The organism is Streptomyces sp. CNB091 (assembly GCF_000377965.1).
In genome coordinates this window covers 39,066-54,423 of sequence record NZ_KB899015.1, presented here as the reverse complement: position 1 = coordinate 54,423, position 15,358 = coordinate 39,066, and the positions used below count along the sequence as shown (strand labels likewise).

Below are 15,358 nucleotides of genomic sequence, written 5' to 3'. Positions count from 1 at the left end.
GCGAGGGGACATGACGATGTCCAAGCGGCACCAGAATCCTTGGCACGGGTGGAGGGGAACCCGGTAACCTTTCCCTGCTTCGTACAGCGAACACTGAAGGCGGGGGCGTCGGTGCGCGAACACCGTAGGCACGGAGATCGCACGTACCGGGCAGGGCACGGATGACCGCCGACATGGGTTCCGGCGTCGGCTTACGGCAGTCGGTCAGCCTCATCATTCCGGTCCGGCTCCACGCCGACCCCGACGTGTGGGCCGAGGGGCCCCTTCCCTTCGAGGCCGGCGGCCACCGCACGGATGTGGCCTCGCGCCAGACGTACTTCACCCCGGCTGCGGGGCGCGCGCTGTACGGGTCGACGCAACGGCCGCGCCGCTGGCACCTGTTCGTCGACATCGTCCACGGCCCACTCCATCTGCACGGCCTGGAGATCCTGCGCACCCCGACGGAGCTGCATCCGCACCACGCACAGGCTGTCCTGCACCTCAGCGTCCCCTCGGCGGGGTTGCTGGAAGTGCTCCGGGCGCTGGGAGGCCGGGCGGGCGCCGGGCCCGATCCGATGGATGGCCCGCTCGCTCCCGACGTCCTTCTCGCAGGCGTCGCCTCGCCGACGGCCCTGGGTGCCGCCACGCACCCGTACACCGTTGCCTTCCTGACCCCGGGCCCCGCCGAGACCGCTGCTCTGCGCTCCGGCGGTGTGCTTCCGGAGACGGCCGACCGCTGGCTCTGGGCGCTGGCCTCCCGCTCCAACGAGGCGGACTTCCCGACCGCCCCGGAGCAGTTGCGCGGCCAGACCGAGCGTGCCGTGCGGATCTCGGCCGACTGGAGTGCTCTCGTGCTGCGCCACGGTGCCGCGTTCCTCGGCCACCGGCCCGACGAGGGCGACGGAGACTTCTACGATTTCGCCGCCCTGCACGTCCGTTCCGTCTACCTGGACGCCCTCCTTCTCGGTATCGCGCAGCGCGACCACATCGACGAGTTGACGGACGGGCTCTCCGGGGTCTTCGACGGCCCCGGGCTCGCCCGGCGCGTCACCGAACTCGAACGGGACATCGCAGGGTTCCGGAGTACCTACTGGCGTCAACACCTGACCGCCCACGGCCCGGCCAACGAACTGTTGCTCGCCTACCACGAGCAGTACCGGCTGCCCGCCCGGTTCGAGGAGATCCTCGCGGAGGCCGCCGACTACTCCCGGCTCGTCCAGACGCAGGACGGGCAACAGATCGCCGGCGCTCTCGGTGTGCTGACGATTCTCGGCCTGCCGCTCGGCACCGCACTGAGCATCCTGCAGGTGCTCGGCGACGAGGACCCCCGCCACCTCCTGCTTGCCCTGGCCATCGCGTTCGTCGCCACGGCAGCCGCCTTCACCACTCGGTACGGACGCCTGGTCCTCGCCTCGCTGCGCGGGAGCCGCACTTCCGATGATTGAGCCAACCGATGTGCCCAAGGGCTCAGTTGTTAGCATCAGGTACAAATTGCCGAACAGGACACGGTCGACGTGACGGTCAACGAGGGCGAGTCTCTCCGGCTCTACAAGAAGGCCCTGCGCTATGCCGAATCGGATCCAGAGGTGTTCCTCAGTACGGCACGGCGTGCGGCGGAGGCGATCCTCCTGGACCTTGCCATGAGGGAAGCCATCGGATCCAAGCCGACGCTCGAATCCCTGCTCACGGTCCTCACGGCCAAAGGGGTCGTACCGGCCAAGATGGTGCTCGCCATCCGTACGATCCAGAACTACGGCAACTTCGGCAGCCACGCCCTCGACGACTCGGGCGACGAGATCTCCGCCGAGGACGTGCGGCCCTGTCTCAACGCCCTGACACAGCTGGCGGCCTGGTACGGACGGACCAGTTCGTCGTTCGCCGAGAGAGAGGGGCATGAGGCGCTGGCCGCCGTGCAGAACACGCCCGGCACGAGCCGCCTGGCCGACTCCACGCTGATCGTGGTGAAGGCGCTGATTCTGGGCTGTGGCTTCGACGAGGTGCTGGCCCGACGCAACCACCGCCTGGTGTGTGTACAGCTTCCGTGGTCGGACCAGTTGGTCAGGGAGGTCGCGGAGGGGCGACTGGACCTGGCGATCTACAACGAGCAACGGCTCCGGAGCATGATCGAGGAGGACGGGGAGCTGGCGCACCAGGTGGCCTCCGTGGGCCGTCTCGGCCACTCGATGGGGGGCCGGAACTTCTATCTCCTCGCTGCGCGAGGTGGACGCTGGGGCGGCGCGACGGCCGAGGAATTCCTTGCCGACCCGGCAGGCGCGGAAATCGCCGTACCCAGGTACAGCGACATGTTCGCCAACGTCCTCACCGCCTTCGCCACGGATGAGGCCGGGCTACGGGAGAGGGGAGTACGGATTCTCGACGTGCCGCATCACCTCGGTCTCGAACTCTTCCATCTGAACCGGGACGTCCTGGCCGTCGGCGGACAGAACCTTCGGATGCACGCCCGGGACGAGGACGCCTACTTCGAGTTGTTGAACTCCGACCTGCTTCCGGCCCCGGCCCAGGCACGATTACGGTCGGCGGCTGCCAACGTTCTCATCGCGAACCGCACCTGGCTGTCGTCGATCGGTTTCCGGCCGAACGACCTCTTCCGTGAACTGATGCGCCGTTTCCACGACATGGGCGCCGACGCGGACCGCTTGGAGGCCACCGTCGATGAGCTGATCGCACACGCCTCGTTCCCTCTCCAGAGCACCCGGGACAGCCGGGAGCGGCTGGTGCGCCACGTTCTGTTCGAGAGCTACCGTCTGGGGGACCCGTGACCGTGACCGGCGAGAAGCGCGTACTGGTGCTGGGCGGGACCAATTTCGACATCATCGTGCAGGCGGAGGACTTCCCTCAGGAGCACGAGAAGGTCCGGGGCGAGGCCTGTGCGGCGCGTCCCGGTGGGTCGGCGGCGAACACGGCCCTGGGGCTGGCCCGTCAGGGCTGCACGGTCAGGCTCGTGTCAGCGGTGGGGGACGATGCGCTGGGCCGCCTGTGCCTGGACGATCTGCGGGACGGAGGAGTGGACACGGCGCTGATGCGCGTGGACGCCTCCTTGCGGACAAGCATGGCCATCGTGATCTCGTCCGGGACCGGCAAACGGATGATGACGTTTGCCGGTGCCGACCGCGATCAGGCGTTCCGGGCAGTGACGGAGTCGGACGTGGTAGCCGTGGACCATGTCCACGTCGTCGGAGTGCCCACGCCCGAGCTCGGCCGTGTCGTGGGTCTCGCACGCCGGTTCGGCCGTACCGTCTCGGTCGAATGGAACGGCAGGGACATGAGCGAACTGGCGGAGGGGCCGGGGCTGAACCTGATGAACGCCGACGAGGCGGGCCGGCTCCCCCACGCCCTGCCGGGGAACGCCGCCGGTACCGCCCTGCGCTACGCGGAGCGGCTGTCGGGAGAGGTGATTCTGACGCAGGGTGCCGAGGGCGCCCTCTGGGCCGCACCGTCCGGTGCGCTGGTGCGCGAACCGACGACAGCCGTAGAGCCCGTGGACCGTACCGGGGGCGGTGACGCCTTCAACGCCGGGGTCATCGCCGGCTGGCTGTTCGGCGAGCCGCCGTCCGGATGCATGCGCAGAGGGCTTGATGCCGCGTTGCACGTGATCACGAAGATAGGAGCTCATCCATGACCAGGTGGCTCGGCGTCGCCCTGCTTCCCCGCGCGGACCACACACGCGCCGCCATCCAGCTGCAGGAGAGCCTGGGCGGTGACCGCCCGCTGCAACCGCCACTGAGCGAGGACGGCAACCTACCCCATCTGACCGTTTTTCAGGGGCCTTTCGAGGACGATCTGGACCCCGAGCGGGAACTGGCGAGGATCGGAGCGTCCGTGAGCCTGCCTGGGCAGCTGTCGCTCGCGTCCGTCGGCATCGTGTACCAGCCGACCGGCTGGCTCTTCATGTCCGTCGAACGGCCCGCGCTGCTGGAGAAGGTCCAGGAAGTCGTCCTCGACGGCCTTGCCCCCCGCCTCGACCGGCAGGCATTCGACACCTCGAAGGACACCTCCAGGTTCACGGAGTCCGAACGTGCCAGCTTCGCCCGGTACGGCTACCGCTATACCGGCGACGCCTACGCGCCCCACATCACACTCGGGCGCACCGACGAGGCCACCGCACTCGAACTCGTACGGACCGCACCCGAGCGCACCCGCGTACCCGAGAAGTGGACCTTCGACCGGCTCAGCTTCTACGCGATGGGAGAGCACGGCGCCCACGCGGAGAAGTTGGCGGAGCGACCGGTCGCCGCCGTATGAGTCCCCGGCACACGCTGTACGAGGCGGCCGCCCTGCACCGCTTCGCCCGGGATGCCGTGGACGCCGGGGTGGAGTGGCTGGCCGGGGAGGGGTCGGGCCCGCTCTGGACGCACAGGCGGTTCAAGCCTTCGGGGGAGGAGGTCACCGATGCCGACGTCGAAATGGAGCGGCGGATGACCCGCGTCCTCGTGGATCGCACTCCGGAGATCCCCGTCGTCGGGGAGGAATCGGCAGGCCCGGGTCCGGTTCCCGATACGTGTTGGCTGCTGGACCCCATCGACGGCACGATGAACTTCACCCGTGGAGCCCCCGGGTACGCTGTTTCGCTCGCCTGCGTGGTGGACGGGGCGCCGGTGCTCGGTGTGGTGCACGCACCCGCTCTCGGCCGGCGCTGGACTACGGGAGCCGGGGGAGCGAAGGCTGCGGGCGTGCAGGGCAGCCGCAGTCTCTCCGGGGCGGTGGTCGGGCTGACGGGAACGGGCTCCGGCCGTCCACGCTCGGCGCGGCTCATCGGCCGGCTGTACGACGTGGCCCACCGGATCAGACTGCAAGGTGCGATGAGTCTGGATCTGGTGGGGGTGGCGGAGGGCTGGCTGGACGCCTGCGTCTGCCTCGGCCCTGGCCCCTGGGACGTGGCCGCGGGCGTCGCCCTGGTGCGGGAGAGCGGCGGGGCGGTGCTGGGAGCGGGCGGGGGCGCCTACACGTCGCACTCCCCGATCCTGGCTGCGGGCGCCGATCCGGTCGCCCGTGAGCTCATCGCGCTCTGGGAGTCGCTCGACAGCTGACGGCCCCTCCGCGGGCAGGGGAAGAGGTGAGGCGCGGCGTACCCGACCGGGTCAAAAACGACCTGCGGGACGTCCGTCGTCATACCCGTACGTACCCGGGTCGCCCCCCTCTACCGCCCGTTCCCGTTCGATTACAGTGCTTGCGCGGTCGCCCGCAGAGGCCCGCGCGGGCGGGTACGTGGTGACGGGGAGGGTGCGGGGTGAGCACAGGGACCACGGCGGTCTGGGGCCGGGCCGAGCAGCAGGACTTCCGCAGCCGGGTCCGCGGGGCGCTGCTCGGCGGGGCCGTCGGGGACGCGCTCGGGGCCGGGGTCAGCGGGCTGGTGCTGGAGGAGATCCGCGCCGCCCACGGCGTCGAGGGGGTCGTCGACTACGTCCCCGCGCACGGCAGACGGGGCGCCGTCACCGCCCTCACCCAGCTCACCCTGTTCACCGTCGACGGGCTGATCCGCGCCCAGGTCCGCCGCGACACCGGGGCCTGGCACCCGCCCACCGATGTGCACCGGGCCCATCTGCGCTGGGCCGCCACCCAGCACGACTGGGGGCCCGACGAGCGGCGCGAGGACAACGGCTGGCTGGCCGCCGAGGAGTGGCTCTACGTCCGCCGCGAGCCGGCCCGGGAATGCCTGGGCGGTTTCGGCGACCCCGTCATGGGCACCCTCGACCGGCCGAAGAACCCCACCGCCCGGGACGCGGGCGCCCTCACCCGGTCCGCGCCGTTCGGGCTCCTCGTGGGCTGGGAGCCGGGGCTCGTGCTCCAGCTGGCCGTCGAGTGCGCGGCCCAGTCCCACGGGCACCCCGCTGCCCAGCTGGCCGCCGGCGCCTTCGCTCTGCTGGTGCACGGTCTCGCGCGCGGCGAGAGCCTCGACGGGGCCGTGCAGAACGTACTGGCCCTGCTCGCCGAGCGCCCCGGCCACGAGCCGGTGACCGAGGCCCTGCGGCAGGCCCTCGGCTCCGTGCGGCAGGGCATCCCGGGCCCGGCCCTGATCGAGGCGCTGGGCGCGAGCGACGCCGCCGAGGAGGTCCTCGCCGTCGCCGTGTACTGCGCGCTGGTCAGCGAGGACGTCCGGCACGGTCTGCGGCTCGCGGTGAACCACAGTGGCCCCTCCCGTGCCACCGGGTCGGTCTGCGGGGCGCTGCTCGGGGTGTTGCACGGCGAGACCGCGCTGCCGCCGGCCTGGCTCGCGGAGCTGGAGGGGCGGGCCACGCTCCTCGAACTGGCCGACGACTTCGCGATGGAGATGACCCAGGGCCCCGCCCTGCACAGCCCGGCCGCCGTCGCCCCGGGCTGGCTGGCCCGCTACCCGCGCGGCTGAGGAGGCGGGGCAGCCCGAGTACGGCGCGCGGCTGAGGGGCGGGGCAGCCCGAGTACGGCGCGTGGCTGAGGGGCGGGGCGGGCCGACCACCGTGCGGACGAGGACGGCCGAATCGCTACCCGTGCGGCTGAGGGGCGGGGGCCGGGCCTCCGTCCTGGGCGGGGATCACGGCGGCCGTCGCCGTACCGTCCCCGTCCCCCTCGTTGATCCGGGTCAGCAGCGCGTCGCGCTCCGGGGTGTCCTCCGGCTTCAGGTAGCCGATCAGGATGTAGAGCACGAGCGAGACGGCGAGCGGCACGGACACCTGGTACTGGAGCGGCACCCCGCCCTCGACGGCCCAGTGGACCGGGTAGTTGACCAGCCAGAAGGCGAACAGGCCCGAGGCCCAGCTGACCAGCGCCGCGGTCGGCCCGGACTTCCGGAACGGGCGCAGCAGACCCAGCATGAACGGGATCGCGATCGGGCCCATCAGCCCGGCGACCCACTTGATCACGACGGTGATGATGTCCTTGAACGCGGGGGAGTTGATCTGCGTCGCGATGGCCATCGACAGGGCGAGGAAGGCCACGGTGGTCCAGCGGGCCGCGATCAGCCCGGCGCGCTCGTTCCAGCCGCGTGCCGCCTTCGAGAGCGTCGGGGCGATGTCCCGGGTGAAGACGGCCGCGATGGCGTTGGCGTCGGAGGAGCACATGGCCATGGTGTGGGAGAAGAATCCGACGATGACCAGGCCCAACAGGCCGTGGGGCAGGAGCTGTTCGGTCATCAGGGCGTAGCTGTCGGAAGCGTCCGGCTTCTGCGCGTCGACCAGCAGTGGGGCGACCCACATCGGGAAGAACAGCACCAGCGGCCAGACGAACCACAGGATCGCCGACAGCCGGGCGGACCGGGTGGCGGAGGCGGCCGAGTCGGTCGCCATGTACCGCTGGGCCTGGTTCCACATGCCGCCGTTGTACTCGAACGTCTTGATGAACAGGAACGCCATCAGGAACGTCACCGTGTACGGGCCGGCGGTCGGGTCCGCGTGCCCTTCCGGGAGATCGTCCCAGACCGTCCACAGGGTGGCGAAGCCGTCGAGCTCGCTCATCACGGCGAACAGCATCGCCAGCCCGGCGAACAACTGGATGATGAACTGGCCCAGTTCGGTGAGGGCGTCCGCCCACAACCCGCCGACGGTGCAGTAGATCCCGGTGACGACCCCGGTGATCAGGATGCCCTGGGTGATGGAGAGCCCGGTGAAGACGGACAACAGGGTGGCGATGGCGGCCCACTTGGCGCCGACGTCCACGATCTTCAGCAGCAGCCCCGACCAGGCGAGCGCCTGCTGGGTCTGGATGTTGTAGCGGTTCTTGAGGTACTCCAGCGGCGAGGCGACGTGGAGCCGCGAGCGCAGCCGGTTCAGCCGGGGCGCGAAGAGCTTCGCGCCGATGAAGATGCCGATGGCGATGGGCAGTGACCAGGTCACGAAGGACGTGATCCCGTACTGGTACGCGATGCCGGCGTAGCCGGTGAACATCACCGCGCTGTAGCCGGACATGTGGTGCGAGATGCCCGACAGCCACCACGGCATCTTGCCGCCTGCCGTGAAGAAGTCGCTGACGTTGTCCACGCGCTTGTGCGACCAGAGTCCGATCGCGACCATCACGCCGAAGTAGCCGATGAGTACAGCCCAGTCGAGACTGTTCATGTCCCCCTCCAGGGGTCCGCCTTGTGAACGGGAACGCACTTCGTCGGTACGGCCGTTCAGCGGCGTCCCCTTGCGGGAGCGGGGACTTCGGGGATTGAACCCCCTGTGAGGGCACTCGGTCAAGGCTGACGGTCGGTCATAGATGTGAACATAAGTCAGTTAGGCGAACGATTTTACTTTTTCTTGACCTTGCGGGGCGTTGTCGCGAACATGACCGCGACCACACGATGGGCGGGCACTTCGTCAGGCTGTGCAGAGAAGATCAGGGAGTGCGCGGCAACGCGCGAAGGCCGCACGGGATGCGGGTCCCGTGCGGCCGAGAAGTCGAGAGGGAGGGCGGGCGCCTCGGGTGCGAGTGGCGGGAGCGGCGCGAGGGGGCGAGGGGCGAGGGGGCGAGGGGGCGAGGGGCGGGCGGCCGGGGTGCCCGCGCGAGCTGGGCGGCGCGTGCGTCAGCGCATCAGCTCGCCCGCGTTGACCAGGAGTGACTGGCCGGTGATGGCCCTGGCCCGGTCGGAGACCAGGAAGGCGACCGCCTCCGCCACGTCCCCGTCCGTGGCCAACTCCGGCAGCGCCATCCGCTCGGTGAGCCGGGCCAGCGCCTCGGACTCGGGTATACCCTCGGAGCCCGCGGTGAACCGGGCGTACGCCTGCACCGGCGGCCCCCACATCCAGCCCGGCAGCACCGCGTTGACCCGGATCCGGTCCGGGCCCAGCTCCCGGGCGAGCGAGTACATCGCCGAGGTGAGCGCGCCCTTGGACGCCGCGTACGCCGCCTGCCATACCTGGGAGGGCGCGGCCACCGCCGACTGCGTGCCGATCACCACCACCGAGCCGCCCCGCTCCTTGAGGGCGGGCAGGCAGGCCCGGGTCATCCGCAGCGTGCCCAGGAGGTTCACGTCGATGACCGACTGCCAGGTGGCGAAGTCCGCGTCCTGGAGCCCGCCGAAGTAGCCGTCCCGGGCGGCGACGTGAACCACCGCGTCGATCCCCCCGAACCGCTCCACCGCCAGGGCCGCCAGCGCCTCGCACTGCGTCTCGTCCGTGATGTCGGTCGGCAGGTGCGCCGTGTGCCGGCCCTCCGGGTCGATCTCCGCCGCCGACCTGGCCAGGTTCGCCACCGTACGCGCCCCGAGCACCGCGCGCCCGCCGTCCCGGACGACGTTCGCAGCGACCTGGTGCCCGAGTCCCGGCCCGACGCCCGACACGATGACGGTCTTTCCCGCGAGCAACATCGGCGCCTCCCGGCCCTGGAAGTTCATCTGACGGACCGTCAGGGTAGGGGGATGCGGGAGCCGATGGAAGAGGACGGAAGAAGGCGGAAGAGGAAGGCGGGCAGGGTGATGGCCGATGGCGCCGGCACGGGGAGCAGTGGCACGGACAGCAGAGGCGGTACGGGGAGCGAGCGGTACGCGGAGCTGGCGGGGGCGGGGCCGTACGGGGTCCGCCCGGGGCACGCCCTGATCACCATGGTCGAACCGCATCCGGGCCATGAGTACGCGTACAACCGCTGGTACGAGGACGACCACTACTACGCGGGCGCGACGGCGATGCCGTGGATGTTCGCCGGGCGGCGCTGGGTGGCCACCAAGGACCTCCAGGAACTGCGGTATCCGAAGGAGTCGGCAGTGGCCCGGCCGGTCGGCGCGGGGTGCTACCTGTCGACGTACTGGGTGACCGAGGGGCGCTACGACGACCACATGAAGTGGACCGTCGCCATCAACAAGCGGCTGAACCGGGACGGCCGGGTCTACCAGGACCGCACCCACGTGTTCACGGCCTTCCAGGACCACGAGGCCACCGTCTACCGCGACGGGGCCGCCGGCCCCCGGGACTTCCACGCGCTCGACCACCCGTACGCGGGCCTCGTCCTCCAGGTCGTCGACGCGGAGGGGCCCGAACAGCGGGCGGAGCTGCTGGAATGGCTGCGCTCGCGCCATCTCCCGAAGCGGCTGAAGGGGTCGCCCGCGGCCATGGTCACGGTCTTCCGGCCGACGCCCCTGCCCGGCGACCGGATGACGTACGTGAAGCAGGTCGAGGGGGTCGACATCCGGCTGACGCTGCTGTGGTTCCTCCAGGAGGATCCGCGGAGCTGCTGGGAGGAGCGCTTCACCGGCCTGGACGCGGCGGTCGCGGAGACGGGCCTCGGGCGGGTCGAGCTGGTCGCGCCGTTCGTGCCGACCGTGCCGGGGACGGACCGTTACGTCGACCGGCTGCGGTGACGCCGCCGAACGGCCCCGGATCGTGCCGAGCCCCCTCGGCCAGGACGGCGAACCGGTCGAGAGGGCTCCATCAGGTGGTGCGGTGGTGCGGTGGTGCGGTGGTGCGGTGGTGCGGTGGTGCGGTGGTGCGGTGGTGCGGTGGTACGTGGTGGTGCGTGGTGGTGCGGTGGTGCGAGGTCAGGCGTTGGCCGTGCCCGTGGCGACGTCGCGCACGAACGCGTTCCACGCACCGGGGACGAAGGCGAGCGAGGGGCCCTCGGGGGCCTTCGAGTCACGTACGGCGATGGACAGCGCGACCGGGGACTTGACCTCGACGCACGCGCCGTTGCCCCCGGAGTACGACGACTTCGTCCACTGGTCCGTAGCACCCTGAAGAATTGCCATGTTCACTCCGGTTCAGAGAGTTGGGTGGGTCGCACCAACCTGATTCCGATTGGCGTGATCGACGCTACTCGCCAAGCCCCGTCCATGAGATGGCGGTTCACTCGACCGGATGGTCTTTCCCCGGTAGGCCTTCTGCGAAGAGTGGGCGGCGGTGTATCATCCCGCCGCCCACTCACTCCCGGAAGGGTTCGTACCCGACGCGTCGGCTCCGACGCGTCAACTCGTGTACGACTTCGCGATCTTGCTGATGAACTCCCGGGTCTGCTCCACGTTCAGCGCCTGTGCCCGCAGGTGTTCGTACATCACGCTGTAGCGCTGCACGTCGTTCGCCTTCTCCAGGTAGAGATCGCTCGTGACGCCCTCGATGTAGACGACGCTGGAGTCCGCGGCGTCCGGGAACTCCAGGATCGCGTACTGGCCGTTGATGCCCGGGTGCGCGCCCATGTCGAACGGCAGGACCTGCACGGTGACGTGCGGCAGGTGGGACTGCTCGACGAGGTGCTCCAGCTGCTCGATCATCACCTGCTTGTCGCCGACCACCCGGCGCAGGGCCGACTCGTCGATCACGGCCCACAGCCGCAGCGGGTTCTCCGGCGCGTTGACCCGGTCCTGCCGACGCGACCGTACGTTGACCCGCTTCTCGATGTCCGACGGAGGGGCCTCGGGGAGCGCGCCGCTGATCAACGCCTCGGCGTACGCCCGGGTCTGGAGCAGGCCCGGGACCATCTGGGGCTCGTAGACCCGCAGCGACTCCGCGTCGGTCTCCAGACCGATGTAGACGCTGTACGGGATGTCGCCGAAGGCGTGCCACCAGCCCTGCTGGCGGGAGTCCTTCGCCATCTGCATCAGCGAGTCGACGATGCGGTGGTCCTCGACCTCGTACACCCCGCAGAGGTCGCGTACATCGCGCTGGCTGATGGACCGGCGGCCGTTCTCCAGGCGGCTGATCTTCGACTGCGAGACCAGCAGTCGCTCCGCCACCTCTTCGGCCGTCATGCCTTTGAGTTCGCGCAGGCGGCGCAATTCCTGGCCCAGCCTGCGTCGCCTGACAGTGGGATTGACGTTGGACGGCACGGAAACGGCACCTCCGGCTATGTAGCTGTGCGTATCTACTGCTCAGCAGATTGCCACCCCTTGCCCCGGCCGCGCTGGGAAACGGCCACACGCGGGGCGCGGGGGCGCACGCACCGGTGTGCGGGAGGGCGCGCAAGCGCACGGGGCAGCCGGTGGTGGTGACTACCGGCTGCCCCGTGCGTGGTGCGGCTCCCGGACCGGGTCCTGTGACGACGGACGGCGGTACGGCGTTGTGCTGTTCTCAGGTCCGTGCGGTCAGCCGGCGGCGGTGTGCGCCATGCTGCCACGACGGGCCTGTGCTTGCTGCTGCAACGGGAGGCCCGCTGCCTGCTGCGTACGGCGCGGCTGGACGGCCACGCCGTTCTGGACGTCCATCACGGCGTGCGCCACGAGTCCGCCCATCGGGTCGTGCCTGATCAGGTCCCGGAGCCGGGAGCGCGAAGAGCGCCCCTCGTTCCCGGGGTACAGATGCTTGCCGAGTCCGACCGCGTGGGCCAGTGCGGCGAGTGCCGCGGTCCGCGGGTCCGGCGGTACGCCGGTACGGATCGCGCTGTCCAGCCGGTTCCTGATGTCCCGGCTGATCGCCGTCTCCGTCGCTTGGTAGCGAGTCGTCGGCAGCACTCCGCACATCTGGCCCGCCACGGCATGAACCATGCCGCACCGCTCCAGATGAGCGAGATAGATCTGGCGCAGCCCCAGGCGGGGCCCGCCGATCCAGTGGACCGCCCGGACCGGGCTGCCACGACGGCGCAGCAGCTCCAGTGCGGAGTCCAGAGTCGGATCTCCTGTCGGCCGTGGCATCACCACGGCGATACGATCCCCGTCAGGGGCTATCCGTCCTGCCAGAGCCAGCTCCACTAGCTGTGCCCCGGCCAGGCCGAGGTCGAGCGACTGCGGCTGCGCTGTGGTACCCGTGGTCGGGTCCAGAGCGAGCAGCAAAAGCTCCTCCGGGATTGTTCTGCGGCTCCTGCCCATCCATGCCTCCCCGCGTGGATGTCTGACAGGGTGACCCCTCTCACATTGGTCTGTCGAGAGCGCCTGCCTGCTTTGTAAGGGAACCAGTAGGTATGTCGTTCTCGTCTAGCAGCTCGGCCAGGGGTTCACACAGGACACTGGTAGATGGTTCGGACAGCGCGGGGCGACCCCGCAGCGCACGAGGAGGCATCGGTGGCGGGCGAGTTCCCCGACAAAACGGAGCAGCAGAAGTCGTCGGGGACGGCTGCGGAGGAACGCGACCCGCGCTTCGCCGTGTTCCGTGACCCCGGCGCGGACCCGGACGCGGACGCGGATGCGGGCGGGAACGCGGATGCGGATGCGGATGCGGGCGGGAGCGCGGATGCGGGCACCACGTCCGACACGGCGACCGCTGTCTTCCGTCCCCGGCTTCCGGAGGACGCCGCCCGGCGCGAGCCCGGGGAGGAATCCCCTTCAGCGGTGCGTGAGCCGGCGGCCGAGCCGGAGACCGCGGCCGAGCCGGTCGTCGAGCCGGACGTCGATTCCGAGGCCGGTTCCGGGGCCGACTCCGACGCGGAGGCCGCCGCCGAGCCGGAGAGCGCGCCTGTGGCGGCCTCCACGGCCTCTGGGGAGGCCGACGCGCCTTCGGAGGGCACGGGAGCCGCCGAGGGCGGCACGAGCCCGGACACGGGCGCGGAGGCGTCCGGCACGGAGGCGGTGGCCGATTCCGAGGCCGATGCCGGGGACGGCCGGCTGCGTGCCGCGGTGGCCGCGTGGGTCGATGCCGATGCCGAGGGCAAGCCGGCGGCGGACCCCGAGGACACACCCTCCGCGAAAGACGAGCCGGACGCGGAGCCGAAGGCGGAGCCCGAGGCGGACGGGGGCGCGGCGGACGCGGAGCCGGAGCCGAAGGGCGAGCCCGACGACAAGCCGAAGGCCGGCCCCACGCCCGGATCCACGCCCACCGCCGCGACCGAATCCGCGACCGAACCGAAGGCCGACGCCGAGCCGGACAGCGCGTCCGACGCCTCCGACCTGCGAGGAATCGATCAGCCCACCGCCATCTTCAAGGCGGTCAAGCCGGTCGGCGCGGCCGACCGGGTCGACCAGGCGACGACCGCGCTGAAGCTCCCGCCGAGCGAGGCCCGCCCCGGCGGAAAGAGCGAGAGCAAGCCCGAGAGCGCGCCCGGGAACAAGCCCGAGAGCAAGCCCGGCCACAAGCCCGAGAGCGACGTGGAGCGCACGAGCACGTTCGTGCCGCTGCGCTCCGACGACGTACGGTCCGCCCCCGCCCCCCGCACCCCCGAGCCCGGGGCCGGCCCCGAGGCAGGGCCCGGGGCGCCCGCCGCGCCGTCCTGGGCGGCGGCCGAGCGGACCCGGCAGCAGCCGCTGCCGCCGAGACCGCCGCTCGACCTGCTCGCCGAGCTGACGAACACCCCGCCGCCCCCGGAGACCCCGGTCCGGACCGCCGTCCGGCGGGTCAAGATCTGGACCCCGCTGGTGCTCCTCCTGCTGATCGTCTTTGCGATCGTGCAGGTGATGCGCCCGCTGCCGGAGCCCTCGCTGGAGCTCACGGCGAAGCCGACGTACACCTTCGAGGGCGGTGAGACGAAGCTGTCCTGGCCGGGCCAGGGGCAGTCGGCCGTGATGATCGACGGCGTCGGATCGCTCGGTTCCGAGGGCGCGCAGAAGCCGGCCCCGATCGCCAGCGTCGCGAAGGTCATGACCGCCCACGTGATCCTCCAGGAACACCCCCTCAAGGGTGACGAGGAGGGCGAGACGATCACCGTCGACCAGAAGGCCGAGGACGAGTCCAAGCGGCCCGACGAGTCGACGGCCCCGCTGACCAAGGGGCAGAAGCTCAGCCAGCGGCAGATGCTCCAGCTGCTGATGATCCCCTCGGGGAACAACGCGGCGCGGCTGCTCGCCCGCTGGGACGCGGGTTCCGAGGACGCGTTCATCGACAAGATGAACGACGCGGCCAAGGAGCTCGGCATGACCGGGTCGACGTACACGGACCCGAGCGGGCTGGAGAAGACCACGGTCTCCACCGCCACCGACCAGCTGAAGCTGGCGCAGGCGGTCATGCGCAACGAGGTCTTCAGGAAGATCGTGGACATGCCCGAGATCGAGATCGAGGGCATAGACGGCAAGATCTACAACAACAACAACCTCCTGTTGCAGCCGGGCGTGAGCGGCATCAAGACCGGGTCCTCCACCCCGGCGGGCGGCAACCTGCTCTGGTCCGCGAACACCAAGGTCGACGGCAAGCTGCTGTGGATCTACGGAGCGGTCATGGGCCAGCAGGCCGGCACCGGCCGGGTCTACGACAGTCTGGAGCTGTCCCTCCAGAACAGCCTGAAGCTGATCAAGGACGCACAGGAGGCCGCGACCTCGGCGACGGTGGTGAAGAAGGGCGATGTCGTCGGGTACGTGGACAACGGATTCGGCGGACAGACCCCGGTGATCGCTACCAAGAACCTCAAGGCGGTCGGCTGGGCGGGTCTGGAGGTCGAGCTGAAGGTCACGGACAACGGCAAGGGCATCGACCACGCCGCGAAGGCCGGGAGCGAGGTCGGCATGGTGACCGTGGGCACCGGCACCGGAAAGGTCACGGCCCCGGTGGTGCTGCAGAGCGATCTGACCGAGCCGGCCTTCGGCGACAAGCTGGCCAGGATCGGCTGAGACACCGGAGCGGGG

Annotated in this window: 13 protein-coding genes; 8 read left to right on the top strand and 5 right to left on the bottom strand. The window is 70.5% G+C overall.

What is annotated here, in order from left to right:
• Window positions 1-161: 161 nt before the first annotated feature.
• The 6 genes from D581_RS0133700 to D581_RS0133675 all read left to right on the top strand — a co-directional run bounded on the left by D581_RS0133700 (window position 162) and on the right by D581_RS0133675 (window position 6,343).
• Window positions 162-1,424 (top strand): hypothetical protein, encoded by a 1,263-nt coding sequence (locus D581_RS0133700; RefSeq protein ID WP_018961527.1) that lies wholly within the window; start codon window positions 162-164, stop codon window positions 1,422-1,424.
• A 69-nt stretch (window positions 1,425-1,493) separates the two neighbouring features.
• The gene (locus D581_RS0133695; RefSeq protein ID WP_018961526.1) at window positions 1,494-2,759 is read left to right on the top strand and encodes a DUF4145 domain-containing protein; all 1,266 of its coding nucleotides are present in this window, start codon (window positions 1,494-1,496) and stop codon (window positions 2,757-2,759) included.
• On the top strand, window positions 2,756-3,619 hold the full coding sequence (locus D581_RS0133690; RefSeq protein ID WP_018961525.1) for a carbohydrate kinase family protein: 864 nt from the start codon (window positions 2,756-2,758) through the stop codon (window positions 3,617-3,619). The genes D581_RS0133695 and D581_RS0133690 overlap by 4 nt, the downstream gene beginning before the upstream one ends.
• Window positions 3,616-4,242 (top strand): 2'-5' RNA ligase family protein, encoded by a 627-nt coding sequence (locus D581_RS0133685; protein ID WP_018961524.1) that lies wholly within the window; start codon window positions 3,616-3,618, stop codon window positions 4,240-4,242. The genes D581_RS0133690 and D581_RS0133685 overlap by 4 nt, the downstream gene beginning before the upstream one ends.
• Entirely contained in the window at window positions 4,239-5,027 is a 789-nt protein-coding gene (locus D581_RS0133680; protein WP_018961523.1) for an inositol monophosphatase family protein, read from the top strand. The genes D581_RS0133685 and D581_RS0133680 overlap by 4 nt, the downstream gene beginning before the upstream one ends.
• Window positions 5,028-5,227: 200 nt before the next feature.
• The gene (locus tag D581_RS0133675) at window positions 5,228-6,343 is read left to right on the top strand and encodes an ADP-ribosylglycohydrolase family protein (RefSeq protein WP_018961522.1); all 1,116 of its coding nucleotides are present in this window, start codon (window positions 5,228-5,230) and stop codon (window positions 6,341-6,343) included.
• Between the two features lie 115 nt (window positions 6,344-6,458).
• Here the strand turns inward: D581_RS0133675 and D581_RS0133670 are convergent, their stop codons facing one another.
• Both D581_RS0133670 and D581_RS0133665 read right to left on the bottom strand, forming a co-directional pair.
• The gene (locus tag D581_RS0133670; protein WP_018961521.1) at window positions 6,459-8,027 is read right to left on the bottom strand and encodes a sodium:solute symporter family protein; all 1,569 of its coding nucleotides are present in this window, start codon (window positions 8,025-8,027) and stop codon (window positions 6,459-6,461) included.
• A gap of 449 nt (window positions 8,028-8,476) precedes the next feature.
• Window positions 8,477-9,259, bottom strand: coding sequence for an SDR family oxidoreductase (locus D581_RS0133665; protein WP_026291140.1), 783 nt, complete (start codon window positions 9,257-9,259; stop codon window positions 8,477-8,479).
• Window positions 9,260-9,367: 108 nt separating this feature from the next.
• Here D581_RS0133665 and D581_RS0133660 point away from each other — a divergent pair, with 108 nt between their 5' ends.
• On the top strand, window positions 9,368-10,246 hold the full coding sequence (locus D581_RS0133660; RefSeq protein ID WP_018961519.1) for a hypothetical protein: 879 nt from the start codon (window positions 9,368-9,370) through the stop codon (window positions 10,244-10,246).
• A gap of 177 nt (window positions 10,247-10,423) precedes the next feature.
• Here the strand turns inward: D581_RS0133660 and D581_RS0133655 are convergent, their stop codons facing one another.
• The 3 genes from D581_RS0133655 to D581_RS0133645 form a co-directional block, all read right to left on the bottom strand.
• Complete coding sequence (locus D581_RS0133655; protein ID WP_018961518.1) at window positions 10,424-10,630, bottom strand: DUF397 domain-containing protein; 207 nt, start codon at window positions 10,628-10,630, stop codon at window positions 10,424-10,426.
• Between the two features lie 216 nt (window positions 10,631-10,846).
• A complete protein-coding gene (locus D581_RS0133650) occupies window positions 10,847-11,704 on the bottom strand; it encodes a helix-turn-helix domain-containing protein (protein ID WP_026291139.1) in 858 nt (285 codons plus the stop codon).
• A gap of 255 nt (window positions 11,705-11,959) precedes the next feature.
• Window positions 11,960-12,679: a GOLPH3/VPS74 family protein gene (locus D581_RS0133645; RefSeq protein WP_018961516.1), complete on the bottom strand. Its 720-nt coding sequence runs from the start codon at window positions 12,677-12,679 to the stop codon at window positions 11,960-11,962.
• A gap of 192 nt (window positions 12,680-12,871) precedes the next feature.
• Between D581_RS0133645 and D581_RS0133640 the strand changes: the two genes are divergently transcribed.
• Window positions 12,872-15,343, top strand: coding sequence for a serine hydrolase (locus D581_RS0133640; RefSeq protein WP_018961515.1), 2,472 nt, complete (start codon window positions 12,872-12,874; stop codon window positions 15,341-15,343).
• Window positions 15,344-15,358 lie beyond the last annotated feature (15 nt).

Coding starts and splice junctions, on each gene's coding strand:
- D581_RS0133700 (WP_018961527.1), top strand. CDS start 162: ATGACCGCCGACATGGGTTCCGGCGTCGGCTTACGGCAGTCGGTCAGC.
- D581_RS0133685 (WP_018961524.1), top strand. CDS start 3,616: ATGACCAGGTGGCTCGGCGTCGCCCTGCTTCCCCGCGCGGACCACACA.
- D581_RS0133680 (WP_018961523.1), top strand. CDS start 4,239: ATGAGTCCCCGGCACACGCTGTACGAGGCGGCCGCCCTGCACCGCTTC.
- D581_RS0133670 (WP_018961521.1), bottom strand. CDS start 8,027: ATGAACAGTCTCGACTGGGCTGTACTCATCGGCTACTTCGGCGTGATG.
- D581_RS0133665 (WP_026291140.1), bottom strand. CDS start 9,259: ATGTTGCTCGCGGGAAAGACCGTCATCGTGTCGGGCGTCGGGCCGGGA.
- D581_RS0133660 (WP_018961519.1), top strand. CDS start 9,368: ATGGCCGATGGCGCCGGCACGGGGAGCAGTGGCACGGACAGCAGAGGC.
- D581_RS0133655 (WP_018961518.1), bottom strand. CDS start 10,630: ATGGCAATTCTTCAGGGTGCTACGGACCAGTGGACGAAGTCGTCGTAC.
- D581_RS0133645 (WP_018961516.1), bottom strand. CDS start 12,679: ATGGGCAGGAGCCGCAGAACAATCCCGGAGGAGCTTTTGCTGCTCGCT.